Raw genomic sequence first — 17,156 nt, 5'->3', positions numbered from 1 at the left:
ACAAGGCGCACGGAACGCAGCAACCGGAATGTACGAGAGGTACATGAGGATTGCGAGTACCGCGCAACGCCGTAATTCGCCCGACAACTGGATTTATGGCGTGCCGCAAGGATAACGCAGAGGCATCGGGTAGAATAGCGCCCATGCTACGCCTCACCGAAATACGCCTCCCGCTGGACCATCCCGCCGACGCCCTGCAAGCTGCCATCCTGCAGCGGCTGGGCATCGCCGCGCCTGCGCTGAAGCGCTATGCCCTGTTCCGCCGTGGCTACGACGCACGCAAGAAGAACGCCATCGTGTTCGTCTATACCGTCGACGTGGAAGTGGAGAACGAAGCCGCGCTGCTGAAGAAGAAGCTGCCACATGTCGCCCCCGCGCCGGACATGGACTACCGCTATGTGGCGCAAGCCCCGCAAGGCTTGCAGGAACGCCCGGTGGTGATCGGCCTCGGCCCGTGCGGCATCTTCGCCGGGCTGCTGCTGGCGCAGATGGGCTTCAAGCCCATCATCCTGGAACGCGGAAAGGCTGTGCGCGAAAGGACGAAAGACACCTGGGGCCTGTGGCGTCAGGGCAAGCTCGACCCGGAATCCAACGTGCAGTTCGGCGAAGGCGGCGCGGGCACCTTCTCCGACGGCAAGCTGCACAGCGGCATCAAGGACCCGCGCTTCCTCGGGCGCAAGGTGATGCAGGAGTTCGTGAAGGCCGGCGCGCCGGAAGAGATCATGTATGTGAGCAAGCCGCACATCGGCACCTTCCGCCTCGTGGGCATGGTGGAGCAGATGCGCCACGAGATGGAACAGCTCGGTGCCGAGATCCGTTTCAAGAGCAAGGTCACCGACATCGAGATCGCCGACGGGAAGGTGCAGGCCGTGCTGCTGGAAGGCGGCGAGCGCATCGCCACGCATCACGTGGTGCTGGCCGTGGGCCATTCCGCGCGCGACACCTTCGAGATGCTGCACAAGCGCAACGTCTACATGGAAGCCAAGCCCTTCTCCATCGGCTTCCGCATCGAACACCCGCAATCGCTCATCGACCGCGCGCGCCTCGGCCCCAACGCGGGCAACGAACAACTGGGCGCGGCGGACTACAAGCTGGTGCACCACGCCAGCAATGGCCGCGCGGTGTACAGCTTCTGCATGTGCCCCGGCGGCACGGTGGTGGCTGCCACCTCGGAAGAAGGCCGCGTGGTCACCAACGGCATGAGCCAGTATTCACGCAACGAACGCAACGCCAACAGCGGCATCGTGGTCAGCATCACACCGGACGATTACCCGGGCGATGTCCTGGCGGGTGTGGAATTCCAGCGTCAATGGGAATCACGCGCCTTCGAACTCGGCGGCCGCAACTACAACGCCCCGGCGCAGCGCGTGGGCGACTTCCTCGCCGGACGGCCTTCGACGCAACTCGGTGAGGTCGTGCCTTCCTACACCCCCGGCGTGACCCCCACCGACCTCGCCACCGCCCTGCCCGACTACGCCATCGCCGCCATCCGCGAAGCACTGCCCGCCTTCGGCAAGCAGATAAAAGGTTTCGACATGGACGATGCACTGCTCACCGGCGTCGAGACGCGCACCTCATCCCCCGTGCGCATCAAGCGCGGCGAGGATTACCAGAGTCTCAACGTGAAGGGCTTGTATCCCGCCGGCGAAGGCGCAGGTTATGCGGGGGGGATATTGTCGGCGGGCGTGGACGGCATCGAGGTGGCCGAGGCCGTGGCGCGGGATATGGCCAAAGACTGACTAATGCAGCGTCTTGCTGGCCGTCATCGCGGGCACTTCGCTGAACACCGCATCGGCATCCACCCTGTCGAACACGTAGCGCTCGTTGCAGAACTCGCAGTGCACTTCGATCTCTTCACGCTCGGCCAGGATCTCGTCCACTTCTTCGCGACCGATCATGCGCAGCATGTTGGCGACATTGTCGCGTGAGCAGGTGCAGCGGAATGCTACCTGCTGTGGCTCGAACAGGCGGATGTCCTCTTCGTGGTACAGGCGATGTACCAGCTCGCCCGCAGGCAGACCCAGCAGTTCTTCCGGCTTGAGCGTGTCAGCCAGTTTGGTTGCACGCTCCCACGCATCCACGTCGTGCATCTCGCCCTGTTCCGGCAGTTTCTGCAGCAACATGCCGCCCGCGCTGGTGCCATCCGCTGCCAGCCACAGCCGCGTCTGCAACTGCTCGGAGCGCGTCATATAGCCTTGCAGGATATCGGCGATGCTGTCGCCTTCCAGCGGCACGATGCCCTGATAGGCTTGCCCGCCGTCCTTGGGGTCGAGGGTGATGACGAAACGTCCGTCGCCCACCAGTTCCGGCAGCGTGCCGTGGCTGATCTCGCCCTCCCATTTGGCAGTGGCACGCAGTTCCAGATCGCCGCTGCATTCCACCACCAGCAGCTTCACCGCGCCGGTGCCGTGCACCTGCAACACCATGGAGCCCTCCAGCTTGAGCGTGGCGGCGAGCAGCACGGCGGCCGCGCATAGTTCGCCCATCATGTCGCGCAATACAGGTGGATAGTCGTGGCGGTCGGTCACATGCTGCCAGACGGCGTCGAGACGCACGATCTCGCCGCGCAGCGGCAGGTGTTCGAACAGGAAACGGGACAGGGAATCGGAGGACTTTTTCATGGCGCGCGATGATACCGCAGCGGGCGGATCAATGCGCGGGACAGAGCAGTGCGGAACGCTCCTGCGTAGCGGGGTGACTGGCCAGATAGTCCATCACCGAACCACCGCTGTCCTTGCGGGCTTCGGCCTGCCGTTTGGCATGCGCGGCTTCCAGCTTGTGCAGGATGTCGGGCAGCAGGCAGGGCGACTTCGCGTTCAACTGCAAGGTGCGCGCCGCATATTCATCGGCCTCGCGTTCCATGTCGCGCGAGTAACTGGCTTGCACCAGCATTGCCGGCACCGTCGCCAGCAATGAGCTGACGTCGCCCATGTACCAGGTCATCGCCAGACCAACCGCCGAACTCTGCAACACCATGCGCAGGGCGTGGCGCTGCTCGACATGGCCGCGTTCATGCGCCAGCACCGCGATGATCTCGTCATCGTCCTGCGTGAGCGCGACCAGCTCGTCCAGCATGACGATGTTGCCGTCCGGCAGGGCGAAGGCGTTGGGGCCGATCTGCGGGGCGCTGCGGAATTCGATGCGGTAGGCTAGCTGCGCATCGGGCAAGGGGGACAACCTGGCATAGGCGTCGCGTAGTGCCTGTTGACGTTCGGGGGCGAGCTTGCTGGGTTCGAGCATCAGCTTGTCCAGCGTCTGCAAGGAAGACGCACCCATCTTCTGCAACATGGCGGGCGGGATACTCTGCGCGACGACCTCTGCACCCCATGGCAACAGATAGCGATAGGCGGCTGCGAAGAGGAGCACGATGAGCAGCGCCGAGAGCAAGGCCCAGCGCATGCTGTGCTGCATGCCGTCCAGCCAGCCGCTGCGGTAGCCGCCCTGCTTGAGCAACACCTCCAGTGCGGCATGGTCGGTCACTTCGCAGTGGCCGCCATCCGGCAAGGTGATGCGGCGCGGTGTATCCCCCAGTCGCTCGCTGACCTTCACATCCCGCAACGGCCACTCGTGCGCCACCACATCGCCGCGCATCTGCAACCATTCGCCGTCCAGCGTCAGCGTCACCGCGTGCGCGGCGGTGGTCCGTCCGTCGAAATATTGCGCAGCGACCATATCAGAGCGAGATATCCAGATCGAACATCTCTGCGGTCTCTTCGCCGGTGGCGCTGTCCGACTGCACCTGCCCCGCCACGAACTCGGCCAGATCACCCTGCGCCAGCACGCCCATGCAGCTGAACTTGTACTGGGCCATGCGGATCTGCGCAAAGGGGATGTACAAACCCAGTGTGAATACGATGCCCAGCAGATTGGTGAGTGCGATCATCAGGTATTTACCGACTTCCATACGGCAATACAGATCGTGCTCCCCCAATCCGGTCTTGCTCCAGATCAAGTTGGGTAAACGTACTGCCAGGAAGCCGACGATATACAGATAGATCAACGGCAGGATCACCATCAGGATCGGCATGTGCAAGGCGGCGGAGATGCCGAAGAACACACCGGCCAGCAGCAGCAAGCCAAACGCCTTGAGATAGATGCCGTAGAAGTTGCCTGCCGTGGCATCGAAGCGGAAGAAGGTGTCGCCGAAGCGGCTGTTGTTGTGCTGGTACTGCTTGATCTTGTAATGCGTGAACGGTGCCAGCAGGTACAGAGTGAGCACGGTGAGGATGGGGAACAGCAGGAACACGGCATAGGCCGCGCCGTCGCTCCCCGCAAAACCGAAACGCAGGCCGCGATAGCTGCTGTTGAACAGCTTGAAGCGCAGCGAGCGCACGATCAGCCAGGGCATCACCGCCGCGAGCAGCACGAAGATCAGGATGCCCAGCAGCGGGTTCATCTGCCCGGCGACGGTGTAGGCCGCCAGCAACGCGAAAGCGATGAGCCGCCCCTTGAGGATGGCGATGGGCGTGCCGTGGTATTCGAAGCTGGCACCGGCCAACTGCGTGTTGCGGTAGAAATACTGCAGCCTGCGCACCTTGGCCCAGGCGCTGTAGATGCCCAGCGTGAGGATGGACAGCAGCAGGTTGACGATCCATATCCTGAAATATTCCCAGCCCTTGCCGGTGAACTCGAATGCATGTTCCTGTTGTGTCTGCATGACATCTCCCAATGGAATGTTCGCCCCCTGGTCGCGAACGCCCGCGCACTATAACTGCGGCACGATCAAATAACGATATATACGTAGGCCTATATACCGGTCTATACCAGCCATGAAAAAAGGCAGCCGAAGCTGCCTTTTCCCATTCCATCAACACAGAGCGTGATCAGTCTTCCCAGTCAGGATAGTTGGGGATGCGCACGGTGTCCTCGTCGAACACGGCCTTCTTGGCCTGGGTGTGACAGGCGTCGCAATAGCTCAGCGACTTCACATCCTTGTTGCCCTTGATCATCTTCTCGGGGATCTCGTGGTGCTTGCGCTTGATGTAACGCACCTCGGTGATGCGCAGCGGTGCTTCGCCGTTCTCGGTCGCCTTGGCGATCTTGCGCGCGCGCTTGTACCAGGACTTGTCGGCCGCATTCTCCAGCGCGAAGGCTCGCACTTCCTTCAGCGTGTCAGCATCCAGTTCCGCGTTCTCGCCGAAGTGGTCGGCCAGCGCCTTCTCGTCCAGCAGTTTCTCCCACGACTGCGTGGGCAGCAGGCCGGGCTGGTAGGCGAAGTGGCAGGAACCGCACTCCTCCTGCCAGGCATCGTTGCTGACTGCGTTCACTTCGTTCTGACGCCAGATGGAGCCCAGCCAGGTCCACACGGATTCCTCGGCCTGCGCCGCGCCGGTCGCGCCCAGCAGGGCCGCCAGCAGGATCATGGATTTAATCTTCATATGCATATTCGTTCTCCGGAATTATTGAGCCAGCAGGAAGGTCAGGAAATCGGCCTTCTCCTGCACAGTGCATTCGCGCCCCCAGGCATCCTTGCAGTTGCGCTTGAACCATTTCTCGATCTTCTTCACGTCGGTGTAGCGCTCGGCGTTGACCTTCATCGACATCGGCTCGATCACCTTGCCGGTCTTGTGGTGCTTGCCCGGCTTGCTGAAGTCGCTGCCGTGGCAGGTGGCGCAGGACATCTTCTCGCCTTCCACCACTTCCTCGCGCGTCCAGTCCTTCTTGCCCTTGGCGGCATCGGGTGCCTTCGCACCTTCGGACTTGTACTTCGCCAGCAGCGTATCGCTGGCCGGTGTGGCGTGCGCCGGAACGGCAGCGAACAACCCCAGCACCATCAACATCGCAGTCAGTCTTTTCATGTTGTTTCCCTTACCAGGCGATCTTGACGGCAGCGATCATGCCGTAGGCACCGGCCATGCCCATGCCGGCATGGCTCACCGGCGTGGTAGAACCGGCCGACTTGGCGGTGGCATAGGCCATCAGCGCGGCACCGGTCATGCCGAGGATGACGTGCAGGTTGTCCGGATCGGTGAGGCCGTCTTCCAGATGGAAGTCGTCCCAGTGGTAGTACAAGCCGGTCGCCACGGTCGCCACGGCCAGTGCCGTAGTGACCTTGGCCAGCTTGGCGTGCGTGCCGTCGGTCTCGCGCGGGGGCGCAACGTAGCCGGGCGGGCAAGCATCTTCACAGCCTTCGCCGGGCGCTGTCGCGCCGGTGGCGAGCGCGGTGACGATGGTCGCCAGACCCAGCGCCATGTGGGCCTTGCTGCCGGTGAGCCAGGATTCCTCGAACTCGGGTTGCGCGGCCGGCGCAGTCACGGCCGGCGTCTTCTCCGCCGCAACCATGCTGTCATTGGCCGCCAGCATCATCGGCATCGCGCGTTGTGCGTAGGCCTGTGCCGGGGTGGAAAGATCGAGCGGTGCTTCCTGTGCACCCGCCAGCCCGGTAAAGGCCAGCATCGCGGCACCTGCCAGCGCCATGCTGCAACGTTGCTTCACTTCCATAACTACCTCCTCTTGAAAAAACATTGTCGTTGTAACTTTCCCGCTATGCTTCCGGCGCATTGCGCTTCATTCCCGTCACCATCGCGCGCACCAGGTTCTCCTTGTGCTGGATACTGCCGCTCACCACCCCCAACAGATGCAGCGGGATCAGCAGCAGGGCGATGTTCACCATCCAGTCATGCGCATGACGGAAGAGATAGGCCGTCTCGTCGCTCACATCGTTCGCCAGGAACAACAGCGGCCCTTCGAAATCGATCACGGCCAGCGTCACCAGTCCGGTGCCGAAGATCGCCAGCAACACACCCAGCAATGCGAACACCATCAGCGCCCCGGCCGGGTTATGACCGTAATAGTGTCTGGCGTGACCGCTGCGCAGCGAACGCACATAGGCCAAAGTCTCCTGCGGCGAAAAGATGAAGGACTTGAAGCGGGCATATTCATTACCCGCGAATCCCCACGCCAGACGGAACAGCAACAGCGCGACCAGTGCATAACCGACCCACACATGCACCGCCATCTTGTGCATCTCGGCGGAGAGATAGGCGACGATGAATCCCGCCACCAGTGACCAATGGAACACCCTGACCGGCACGTCCCACACCTTCACCTGCGCTGCTTCTTTGTCCGGCATCTTGCTATGTCTCCTCGAAAAACGGGCGCGATTCTATAGGCGTTTTTGATTTTGCAAAGTTGACATTTCTGCGTGCATCGTTTATCGACGCCCAGGCTGGCGACATACACCCGACGCCTGCGACCGGGCTGCTCGTGATTGGTTCAATCCGGCACGGAAAAATCGTTCAGGGGAGCGGGGACACGCCGGGCAGCAACGCCTGAAAGTCCCGCAGCGGCAAGGGTTTGCTGAACAGATAGCCCTGATAGTCGAAGCAACCGTTGCGGCTCAGGATGTCGCGTTGTGCCTCCGTCTCCACCCCCTCGGCGATCACGTTCAGGCCGAAGTTGCGGGCCATGTCGATGATGGTGCGGACGATCACTTCGTCGCTGCTGCCCGATTCCAGTTCGCGCACGAAACTCTGGTCGATCTTGAGCTGATCCAGCGGCAGGCGCTTGAGATAGGAAAGCGAGGAATAGCCGGTGCCGAAATCGTCCATGGAGAAGCGCACTCCCAACGCGCGCAACGCATCCATCCTGGTGATGGTGTCATCCACGTCGCTCAGCACCAGGCTCTCGGTCAGCTCCAGCTTGAGCTTCTCCGGCTGGATGCCGAAACGCCGCAGCACCTGCGCCACCTGGTGGACGAAATCGGGCTGGCGGAACTGGCGTGCGCTGACGTTGACCGACAACGACAGATGACACAGCGCGGGCTGACTCGCCCACTGCTTCAACTGTGCGCAGGCGGACTCCAGCACCCAGGCACCGATAGGCAGGATCAGTCCGCTGTCCTCGGCGATGGGGATGAACTCGGCCGGTGAGACGAAGCCCTGTTCGGCGTTGAACCAGCGCAGCAACACCTCTGCACCGACGATGCGCCCATCCACACCGACCTGCGACTGGTAATACAGCTCCAGTTCGTCGCGTGACAGCGCATGGCGTAGCCGCCCCTCCAGCATCGCACGCGCCTCCACCGCCACCTGCATCGCGCGCTCGAAGAAACGCACCATGTTGCGGCCGCTCTGCTTCGCCTGGTACATGGCGGTGTCGGCCCGCTTCAGCAATTCTTCCAGACTGGCGTCGTGCCCGTGATACAGGCACACGCCCAAGCTGACGCTGGCGTGATGCTCCAGCCCCTTCAATTGATAAGGCAAGCCCAGCTCCGCCACGATCTTCTCGGCCAACATCTCCGCCTGGCTCGCCGCCTGCATCGGGGCGTCGCCCAGTTCGTGCAGTACCACCACGAACTCGTCACCGCCCAGTCGCGCCACCGTGTCGCTCTCGCGCACGCACTGTTGCAGGCGTTTTGCCACCTCGACCAGCAGCAGGTCGCCCATGTCGTGGCCGCGCGTGTCGTTGAGCACCTTGAAGTTGTCCATATCCATGAACATCAGCGCGCCGTAGCCGCCGCTGCGCTGGCTGCCTGCAAGCGCCTGCTGCAGACGGTCGGTGAGCAGGCGGCGGTTGGGCAGGCCGGTCAGCGTGTCGAAGAACGCGAGCCGGTGGATCTCCTCTTCCGCCCGTTTGCGTTCGCTGATGTCCATGAAGATGGCGACATAGTGCGTGACCTCGCCACCCACGCTGCGTACCGCCGACATGGTCACCCATTTCGGATACAGCGTGCCGTCCTTGCGCCGGTCCCACATCTCGCCCGACCAGGCATCCTTCTCCAGCAACTCGCTCCACATCGCCCGGTAGAAAGCCTTGTCGTGTTTGCCCGACTGCAGGATGCTGGGGTTCTGGCCGATGGCCTCGGCGGCGGAATAGCCGGTCAAACGCTCGAAGGAACGGTTGACGCTGATGATGCGCGGTTGCGTGTCGGTGACGATGATGGCTTCCTGCGTCTCGAAAGCGATGGCCGAGATGCGCAACTGCTCCTCGGCATCCTTGCGCTCGCTGATATCCTGCACCGTGCCCATAGAGGTCAGCGGTTTGCCGTCCGCATCGTAGTCGGTGTGGCCGTGCTCGCTCACCCACTTGATGCGCCCGTCCGGGAACAGCAGGCGGTGTTCGATGGCATAGTCGCTGTGCTCCATGACCGAACGCTCGTAGCTGTCCGCCACCAGCGCGCGGTCCTCGGGATGGATCAGATTGAGGAAGGCCTCGTAGGAGGCACCGAACTGCGCCGGATCGATCTCGAAGATGCGGTAGATCTCGTCCGACCAGGTCAGCTTGCCGCTGAGCAGATCCAGCTCCCAGTAGCCCAGCCGCCCCAGCCGCTGCGCCTCCTCCAGCATCCGCTGCTGGCGCAGGCTCTCGGTGATGTCGGTTCGGATGCAGATGAAATATTCGAACTTGCCCTGCTCGTCCGGCACCGGCACGATGGTGGTACGCACCCAGAAACGGTCGCCGCGCTTGCTGCGGTTGCAGATGTCGCCCTGCCACACTTCGCCCGCGTACAGGGTGCGGTAGATAGCCTCGAAGAACGAGGCCGGCTGCACGTCCGCGAGCAGGATGCGGTGGTGCTGGCCGACCAGCTCCTCTCGCGCATAGCCGCTGATGGCGCACAGGTTGTCGTTGACATGCACGATGCGGTCCTTTGCATCGGTGATGGAGACCAGCGCGTGCAGATCCAGCACCTCCTGCATCTTGTGCAGGATGGACGGGATGTGCAGGGATGGCCCCTGCGGCTCAGTGTCCCGCCGCGCCGGCATGCTGCGCCATCTCCATGACATGATGCTCGAACGCCGCACGCGGCAGCGGCTTGCTGAACAGATAACCCTGGAAGTAACCGCAACCGTAGCGGTGCAGCAGGGTGAACTGTTCTTCGGTCTCCACGCCTTCGGCCACCACGTCCAGCTCGAAGTTCATGCCCAGATCGACGATGGTCATCACCATCACCCGGTCGGCGTTGTCGCTGGCAAGGCTGCGCACGAAACTCTGGTCGATCTTGAGCTGGTCCAGCGGCAGGTTCTTCAGGTAGGAGAGCGAGGAATAACCGGTGCCGAAATCGTCCATCGCAAAACTGACGCCGAACTCGTGCAATGCCTTCATCTTGGCGATGGAGTCCTGCACATCATCCAGCACCAGGCTCTCGGTCAGCTCCAGCTTGAGTGCGGTCGGCGCGATGCCGTGCCGCATCACAGCCGCCTGCACCTGCTCCACGAAATCGGCCTGACGGAACTGGCGCGCGCTGACGTTCACCGACAGCGCGAGGCCCGACAGTTGCGGCCGGCTGCGCCAGAGCTTGATCTGCGCGCAGGCCGCATCCAGCACCCAGGTGCCGATGGGCAGGATCAGCCCTGTCTCCTCCGCCAGCGGGATGAACTCCAGCGGTGACACCAGCCCGCGTTGCGGGTGCTGCCAGCGCAGCAACGCCTCCGCCCCTTTCGGGCGGCGCGCGGCATCCACCTGCACCTGATAGAACAGTTCGAACTGCTGCTGCGCCAGCGCCACATGCAAGTCAGCTTCCAGCGCTGCGCGCTTCTCCACCGCCGCCTGCATGGTCGGATCGAAGAAGCGGATGCTGTTGCGCCCCGCATCCTTGGCGCGGTACATCGCCATATCGGTCCATTTCAGCAGCTGGTCCACGCTGTCCGCCTGCCCGCAGAACACGGTGATACCGATACTGGACGAACAGTGGTGGGTGATGGGATCTCCGGCATCGCGCGTCAACTGGTAAGGCTGCATCAGCGCCAGCCTGATCTTCTCCGCCACCGACTCCGCTTGCACCACCGCTTCCTGCGTGTCGGCCGACAGGGCTTCCAGCATCACCACGAACTCGTCACCGCCGAAACGCGCCACGCTGTCCTCCTCGCGGATGCAGGCGTGCAGCCGTTGCGCCACCTCGACCAGCATGCGGTCGCCGATATCGTGGCCGTGCAGGTCGTTCAGCGTCTTGAAATGGTCCAGGTCGAGGAACATCAGCGCGGCATGGCGGCGCGTGCGTTCGCAGGATGCCAGCGCTTTGTGCAAACGGTCGAGCAGCAGGCGGCGGTTGGGCAGGCCGGTCAACACGTCGTAGAAAGCCAGCTCGTGCATCTGCTGCTCCAGTCGCTGGCGCTCGGTGATGTCGTGGATGATGGAGAACAGCAGATCGCGCCCGTCCACCTCGATGGGCGAGGAATGCACCTCCACCGTGCGCAGGCTGCCGTCGGCCAGCCGGTGGGGGAACACGAAGAAGTTGCGCTCCTCGCGCAGGGCCTGCTGGCGCTCGTGCAGCAACTCATCGCGGGTATGCGTGTTGATGTCGGCGATGTTCATATGCTGCATCTGCCCGATACCATATCCGTAGAACGAGGCCGCCGCCTCGTTCGCGTTGACGATGGCACCACTTTCGGGGTCGATCAACAGCATGGGCGAAGAATGGCTTTCGAACATCTGACGGAAACGCGCCTCACTCTGCTGCAGTTCCCGCGTGCGCGCCGCCACCTTCTGCTCCAGCGTGGCATTGGCCTGCTGCAGCGCCTCGTCCAGCCGCTCGCGTTCGCGGAAGCTGGCGCGCAGGCGGCGGTTGACGCGCCCCAGATGGATGGCCACCCAAAGCACCAGCAGCAACATCACCAACCCCGACAGCAGCATCGGATACATGTACTTGTTGAGGATGTCGCGCAGGTCGAATTCGACCGTCTGGTCCGGCATCATGCGCAGCCGCGTCATCACCGCCTCCACCGGCGCGTAGTTGCCCGGCGGCGAGAAACCGAAATAGTTGCCCGCACGCGCGGCCTGGTCGTCGGGGGCGATACTGAACAACGCCTGCGCGACCTGCTTCTTCAACCGCTCCGGCACGCGCGGCATGGCCGAGAACGCCCATTCCGGATACAGATCGGTCGACAGGACCTGCGGGAATCCATCCACCGGCTGGCGGTTGATGACTTTCACCTGCTCCATCTTCAGCTTCCCCTCGCGCACCATGCGCTCCAGCATGCCGGTGCGCACGAAACCGACATCGGCCTCGCCCGACAGCACGTCGTACACGGCATTGTCCTGGGGCATACCGGTGAAACGCATGCGGCCGATCTCGCCGATGGCGATGCCGTGCTTGTACAGGGTCCAGCGCTGCATCATGTAGGCACCGAACGACTTCTCCTGCACCGACGACACCACCTTGCCGCGCAGATCTTTCAGTTCATTGATGTCGGTTCGATCGGCGCGGGTGAAGATGACGCCGCCGAACTGGCTCACCGGATGCCCTTCCGCCAGCGGCATCAATGTGGCGATCGCCGACAGGCCATAGCGCGCCCGCAGCGCGATGTAATGCTCGGGATTGGTCAGCACGAAATCGAAGCGCCCCTGCGCCATCGCCTGCTCGATGTCCGGAAAGAACAGCACCTCGACACTGAAACGGTGATCGGGGATGCGCGCGTTCAGCTGGTCGGTCGTGGCCTGCCACTGCTGCCGTGCCTGCTCCAGCGGCCGGAAGGACAGCACACCGACGCGCACCTCCTGCACGGCCTGTGCACTTAAAGCTGCCAACGACAGCAACAGCCCTATCGCCAATACCAGGCTGCGCTGCATAACCCTCACGCCTTGCCCGTCCCGGAAGACAGGCGCACGCAATTGCGGCCGTCCGCCTTGGCCGCATACAGCGCGCGGTCCACCTGCTGCAACATGGCATCCGGGGTCTGCGGTGTCTGCGGTCGGTGTGCGCCGATACTGACCGTGAAAGAGAACCGGCTCTGCCCGGTATCGATCTTCAGCGCTTCGATGCGGGCGCGGATGCGCTCGGCGATGGCCAGCAGGTCGGTCTCGCTACAGTCCGGCAACAGGATGAGGAATTCCTCTCCGCCCCAGCGCGCGGCATGGTCATAGGCGCGCATCACCCCGCCCAGCACTTTGGCGGCGGCGCACAGCGCGAGGTCGCCCGCAGCGTGACCGTAGGTATCGTTCACCTCCTTGAAGTGATCGAGGTCGAGCAACAGCAGGCCGAGCGTGCCATCCTGCCGTGCCTGGCGCGAGATCTCCTGCTCGAAACGCGCCATCATGCCGCGCCGGTTTAGCAGACCGGTCAGCGGATCGACCTCGCTCAGGCGCTGCAAGGCCTCGGTGCGTTCCTTCACCTTGGCTTCCAGTTCGTGATTGGTGTTGCGCACTTTCTCCACCATCTGCCGGAACGAGCGCGACAACGCCTCCACTTCGCCCTTGCCGACGATGGGCGGTTCCAGTTTGTCGTCACCGTCCTGGATCGCGCGCATCGCCCGATGCAGCGTGCAGATCGGGGCCAGCGCCCAACGATTGAACAACCAGCCGAACAGCATCAAAGCCAGCAGGAAGATGAACACGAACAACATCGGCACCCACTTGTATTCGTGCAGCATGGACAGACTCTGCTCGTCCATCAGCGTCAGGTCGTACCAGCCCAGTTCGGGCAACCAGGCCATCCCCAGCAGATGACGCCCGCCCTGATAGGTCACCCACAGCGTGGCGATCTCGCCATCCGGCTTGCTACGCAACGCTTCGGCCGCCTGCTGTATCGCCGCCATATCCGCCGGACGGGTGAACAGCCGGTCGATGCGGATGCGCTGTTCGACCGTCTTGGTCAGACTGGCGTAATCGATCATCGCGGGGTCGGTGGAGAGCTGGATGGCCAGGCTCTTGTCGACGAAGAAGTTGTCCACGCCGGGCTGATGGATGTCCACGCTCTCCTTCAGGAAGTCGGTCAGCTCGATACCGGTCCCCACCACGCCCAGCACCTTGCCGCGCTGTTTCAGCAGCACGTTGATCCACACCTTGACCACATCCAGATGCACATCAGGATCGACGTTCACCTGATACTCCATGCCGTCCTTCAATGTGGCATAGAACCACTGGTCGTTGACACTTTGCGGATTAAGCGTGTAGCGCAGTTGCTTGCCGCCATAGCTGTTGGCGGCATCGTTGTAGTAGTAGTGGCCGCTGTGCGCGAACGCCGCGAAATAACTGTGCTCGCGGAAGCGGTAGCGGTATTCCTCCAGCAGCTTCAACCCGCGCTTGCGGGCGAGCGGCTCATGCTCGTTCAAGGCCATCTCGACCAGCACCGGTTCGGCCGCCATCTTGCGCGCCAGTTCGATCTCGCGGATCAGCGGCGACAGCGTGCGGTACTTGTCGAACAGCACCTGGCGCTGGGCGAACTCGCGCCCCCACTGCATGTTGATGCGGTCCACCACCGCCTCGAACGACAGCCATACCAGCACCCCCAGCGCGACGAACACCACCGCGCGCAACAACAGGAATCGGGTGGTCAAACGCATCGCGTCATCCCAGGAACCTCACCGCTTCGTCCGCCGGTAGCGGCGGGCTGAACAGGTAACCTTGATATTCCTCGCACTGCAGGGACTGGATGAATTCCAGTTGCCCCGGCTGTTCCACTCCCTCCGCGATCACCTTCATGCCCATCGCATGCGCCAGCGCGGCGGTGGCACTGACGATGCTGCGGTCGTTCTCGTCGCTGGCGATGTCGCGCACGAAGGACTGGTCGATCTTGAGCGCATTCATGGGCAGCATCTTCAAGCGACTGAGCGAGGAATAGCCGGTGCCGAAATCGTCCAGTGACAGGTTGAAGCCTCCGTCGTTCAGCCGTTCCAGCACATCGCCGTGGTCGAGCGCCGACTCCATCAGCATGCTCTCGGTCAGCTCCAGTTCGATGTAGCGCGACTCCAGCCCGCCTTCGCGCACGATGCGCTGGATGCGCTCCACCAGATCGCTCTGCTGGAACTGCGCCACCGACAGGTTGACCGCCACCGGCACGATGGTGCGTCCGGTCGATTGCCACAGGCGCTGCTGCAGCACAGCCTGGCGCAGCACCCAGTCGCCGATCTCGTTGATGAGGCCGGTCTGCTCGGCGACCGGGATGAACACCGCCGGCGAGATGAAGCCGAACTCCGGATGTTTCCAGCGCAGCAAGGCCTCCATGCCGACCACCGTGTTGTCGGCGCACGCCACCTTGGGCTGGTAATACAGCATGAGTTGCTGCTGGTCGATGGCGTTACGCAGATCGTTCTCCAGCCGCAGACGTTCCACCGCCTTGCGGTTCATCTGCTCCTCGTAGAAGGCGAAGCGGTTGCGCCCGCTGTCCTTGGCGCGATACATCGCCAGATCGGCGTTGCGCATCAGCTGCACCTGGGTGTTGCCGTCGTCCGGGCACATGCTGATGCCGATGCTCGGCGTCACATGCAGCATGTGGCCATTGATCTCGAAGCCTTGGGCGCAGGCGGACACCATCTTCTCCGCCACGTACCCCGCCTCCGCCTCGGAGCCGATGTCGGTGACCAGCGCGATGAACTCGTCGCCGCCCTGGCGTGCCAGCGTGTCGGTGCGGCGCAGGCAGACCTTCAGCCGTTCCGCCACCTGCTTGAGCAGTTCGTCGCCGATGTCGTGGCCGAGCGAATCGTTGATGTGCTTGAAATGGTCGAGATCGATGAACAGCATCGCCAGCTTGCTGCCGTGTCGCTCGGCCTGCGCCACGCCCTGCTCGACGCGGTCGGCCAGCAGGTTGCGGTTGGGCAGCCCCGACAGGGTGTCGTAGTTGGCCAGGCGGATGATGCGCTCTTCTTCTTTTTTGCGTTCGGTGATGTCGATGAAAACGCCGATGAAGTTGGTTATTTCGCCTGCTTCGTTGCGCACCACGCTGATAGTCAGGAGTTCAGGATATATCTCGCCGTTCTTGCGCTTGTTCCATATCTCGCCGCGCCAACTGTTCTTTTCCAGCAGTTCTCGCCACATCGCGCGGTAGAACTGCACCATCTGTCGCCCCGATGCCAGGAAGCGCGGATTCTTGTTCAGCACCTCATCTGCTTGATATCCGGTGATGTCAGTGAATGCACGGTTGACCATCACGACATGGTTCTCTGCATCGGTAACGATGATGGCCTCGCTGTTCTGTTCGAACACCTTGGCCGATAGGCGCAATCCCGCCTCCGCCTCGCGCCGTTGCTTGATCTCGCGCGTGAGGTTGCCCACCATGCCATGGATGGCGCGACTCAGGTGACCGACCTCATTGTCGTTATCCTGCGGCGGTACGTCGTATTGCAGATCCCCCGCCGCGACCTTTTCCGCCGCCTGACTGATACTGCGGATGGGCTGCGCGATGCGCCCCGCCATCAGCCAGGTCAGCCAGGCGAAGAACAGACCGACCAGCGCACCCACCGTCAGGATGTGGCGCTGCAAAGCGCGCGCCGGGGCGAACGCGGTGGTGATGTCCTCGCGCACCAGCGCCGTCCAGCCGAAGCCTTTGTAGTCACGGTAACCGGACGAAGTGGCATGGCCGACCAGATAGGTCCGCCCGTTACTGAACTGCTCGATGTGGTAGCCGGCCTTGCTACCGGACTTGATATTCATCATGGTGTCCGGTGCCATCTTGCCGAAGTCCGCCCAGGCCGCTTCCGGGCCGGACAGCACCTGCCCCTGGTTGGAGAGTAAAAAGATGTCCTGCCCGGGGGTGAGTTTGCTGTCCAGCGCCTCGGACGCCCAGGTCCAGTAGATGTGGCCGCACAGCACGCCGAGCAGGTTGTCCTTGTGGTCGAACACCGGCGAGGCGACATCGACCAGATAGAAGGTCTCGCCGCTGGGGTTGGGCAGCAGCTTGGCCAACAGCAGCGCGTCATGCACGTCACCGATGTAGTCGCCCTTGCGGCCTTCGGTACACCACGGACGCTTGGACAGGTTCTTGCCTTCCAGATAACCGCCCGTGCCGGCCAATCCCATGCCGTCCGGCCCGCAAAAACCGATCCAGGCGTAGGCATCGAAATTCTTCTGCAGACGCTCCATCAACTCGCGTTTGCGCAGCAACGGCACCTTCGGATCGCGCATCTCGTCCAGCAACGCGGCATTGCGGATCTCGCGGCTGCGCTCGTACATGCCGCGGTCCAGCACATCCAGCGCCGTCTGCGCGCGGCGCACAAAAGCTTCGCCCTCGCTCTGCTCGATCTGGCGCTTGCTCACGTCTGCCGCGTAGAAGCTCAAGGCTGTAGAAAGCAGCAGCACGATCGCGCCGCTGGCCAGACTGATCTCGGCACGCAGACTGCGGCGCGGATCGATCATGCTGAAAATTGAACTCATTCCCTCTCCCTAATACTGCTTATATATTTTTAACCATAGTAATGAGTTAACCCGAGATTGGCGAGGGGAATACCACCCTTCCAACAACATGGGAATGTGGCCATCCCCCCCTAGTAGCGCCGATTTCCGCC

The 17,156-nt window shown here is 62.7% G+C and carries 12 protein-coding genes; 1 reads left to right on the top strand and 11 read right to left on the bottom strand.

Going from position 1 to position 17,156, the window contains the following annotated elements; genetic code table 11:
- Positions 1 to 143 precede the first annotated feature (143 nt).
- Positions 144 to 1,739, top strand: a complete 1,596-nt coding sequence (locus ACYPYQ_RS04455; protein WP_459720324.1) for an NAD(P)/FAD-dependent oxidoreductase — start codon at positions 144 to 146, stop codon at positions 1,737 to 1,739.
- On the opposite strand, the gene hslO is transcribed toward ACYPYQ_RS04455, so the two are convergent.
- The 11 genes from hslO to ACYPYQ_RS04400 form a co-directional block, all read right to left on the bottom strand.
- A complete protein-coding gene (gene hslO, locus ACYPYQ_RS04450) occupies positions 1,740 to 2,621 on the bottom strand; it encodes an Hsp33 family molecular chaperone HslO (RefSeq protein ID WP_459720321.1) in 882 nt (293 codons plus the stop codon). It lies immediately after the preceding gene.
- Positions 2,622 to 2,649: 28 nt separating this feature from the next.
- Complete coding sequence (locus ACYPYQ_RS04445) at positions 2,650 to 3,672, bottom strand: M48 family metallopeptidase (RefSeq protein WP_459720318.1); 1,023 nt, start codon at positions 3,670 to 3,672, stop codon at positions 2,650 to 2,652.
- A 1-nt stretch (position 3,673) separates the two neighbouring features.
- The gene (locus ACYPYQ_RS04440) at positions 3,674 to 4,657 is read right to left on the bottom strand and encodes a YjgN family protein (protein ID WP_459720315.1); all 984 of its coding nucleotides are present in this window, start codon (positions 4,655 to 4,657) and stop codon (positions 3,674 to 3,676) included.
- Between the two features lie 166 nt (positions 4,658 to 4,823).
- A complete protein-coding gene (locus ACYPYQ_RS04435; RefSeq protein WP_459720312.1) occupies positions 4,824 to 5,378 on the bottom strand; it encodes a diheme cytochrome c in 555 nt (184 codons plus the stop codon).
- A 21-nt stretch (positions 5,379 to 5,399) separates the two neighbouring features.
- Positions 5,400 to 5,798, bottom strand: a complete 399-nt coding sequence (locus ACYPYQ_RS04430) for a DUF1924 domain-containing protein (protein ID WP_459720309.1) — start codon at positions 5,796 to 5,798, stop codon at positions 5,400 to 5,402.
- 10 nt (positions 5,799 to 5,808) lie between these two features.
- A complete protein-coding gene (locus ACYPYQ_RS04425; protein WP_459720306.1) occupies positions 5,809 to 6,441 on the bottom strand; it encodes a hypothetical protein in 633 nt (210 codons plus the stop codon).
- 43 nt (positions 6,442 to 6,484) lie between these two features.
- Positions 6,485 to 7,072, bottom strand: coding sequence for a cytochrome b/b6 domain-containing protein (locus ACYPYQ_RS04420; protein WP_459720302.1), 588 nt, complete (start codon positions 7,070 to 7,072; stop codon positions 6,485 to 6,487).
- Between the two features lie 166 nt (positions 7,073 to 7,238).
- Entirely contained in the window at positions 7,239 to 9,725 is a 2,487-nt protein-coding gene (locus ACYPYQ_RS04415; protein ID WP_459720299.1) for an EAL domain-containing protein, read from the bottom strand.
- Positions 9,682 to 12,507 (bottom strand): EAL domain-containing protein, encoded by a 2,826-nt coding sequence (locus ACYPYQ_RS04410; RefSeq protein ID WP_459720296.1) that lies wholly within the window; start codon positions 12,505 to 12,507, stop codon positions 9,682 to 9,684. Before ACYPYQ_RS04410 ends, ACYPYQ_RS04415 begins: the two co-directional genes overlap by 44 nt.
- A 5-nt stretch (positions 12,508 to 12,512) precedes the next feature.
- Positions 12,513 to 14,219 (bottom strand): diguanylate cyclase domain-containing protein, encoded by a 1,707-nt coding sequence (locus tag ACYPYQ_RS04405; protein WP_459720293.1) that lies wholly within the window; start codon positions 14,217 to 14,219, stop codon positions 12,513 to 12,515.
- Between the two features lie 4 nt (positions 14,220 to 14,223).
- The gene (locus ACYPYQ_RS04400) at positions 14,224 to 17,025 is read right to left on the bottom strand and encodes a bifunctional diguanylate cyclase/phosphodiesterase (RefSeq protein ID WP_459720289.1); all 2,802 of its coding nucleotides are present in this window, start codon (positions 17,023 to 17,025) and stop codon (positions 14,224 to 14,226) included.
- Positions 17,026 to 17,156 lie beyond the last annotated feature (131 nt).

The organism is Sideroxyarcus sp. TK5, from assembly GCF_054601595.1.
The sequence above is the reverse complement of the archived record's forward strand: the minus strand, read 5'-3'. Positions and strand labels throughout refer to the sequence as shown.

Coding starts and splice junctions, on each gene's coding strand:
- ACYPYQ_RS04455 (WP_459720324.1), top strand. CDS start 144: ATGCTACGCCTCACCGAAATACGCCTCCCGCTGGACCATCCCGCCGAC.
- hslO (WP_459720321.1), bottom strand. CDS start 2,621: ATGAAAAAGTCCTCCGATTCCCTGTCCCGTTTCCTGTTCGAACACCTG.
- ACYPYQ_RS04445 (WP_459720318.1), bottom strand. CDS start 3,672: ATGGTCGCTGCGCAATATTTCGACGGACGGACCACCGCCGCGCACGCG.
- ACYPYQ_RS04440 (WP_459720315.1), bottom strand. CDS start 4,657: ATGCAGACACAACAGGAACATGCATTCGAGTTCACCGGCAAGGGCTGG.
- ACYPYQ_RS04435 (WP_459720312.1), bottom strand. CDS start 5,378: ATGAAGATTAAATCCATGATCCTGCTGGCGGCCCTGCTGGGCGCGACC.
- ACYPYQ_RS04430 (WP_459720309.1), bottom strand. CDS start 5,798: ATGAAAAGACTGACTGCGATGTTGATGGTGCTGGGGTTGTTCGCTGCC.
- ACYPYQ_RS04425 (WP_459720306.1), bottom strand. CDS start 6,441: ATGGAAGTGAAGCAACGTTGCAGCATGGCGCTGGCAGGTGCCGCGATG.
- ACYPYQ_RS04420 (WP_459720302.1), bottom strand. CDS start 7,072: ATGCCGGACAAAGAAGCAGCGCAGGTGAAGGTGTGGGACGTGCCGGTC.
- ACYPYQ_RS04415 (WP_459720299.1), bottom strand. CDS start 9,725: ATGTCATGGAGATGGCGCAGCATGCCGGCGCGGCGGGACACTGAGCCG.
- ACYPYQ_RS04410 (WP_459720296.1), bottom strand. CDS start 12,507: ATGCAGCGCAGCCTGGTATTGGCGATAGGGCTGTTGCTGTCGTTGGCA.
- ACYPYQ_RS04405 (WP_459720293.1), bottom strand. CDS start 14,219: ATGCGTTTGACCACCCGATTCCTGTTGTTGCGCGCGGTGGTGTTCGTC.
- ACYPYQ_RS04400 (WP_459720289.1), bottom strand. CDS start 17,025: ATGAGTTCAATTTTCAGCATGATCGATCCGCGCCGCAGTCTGCGTGCC.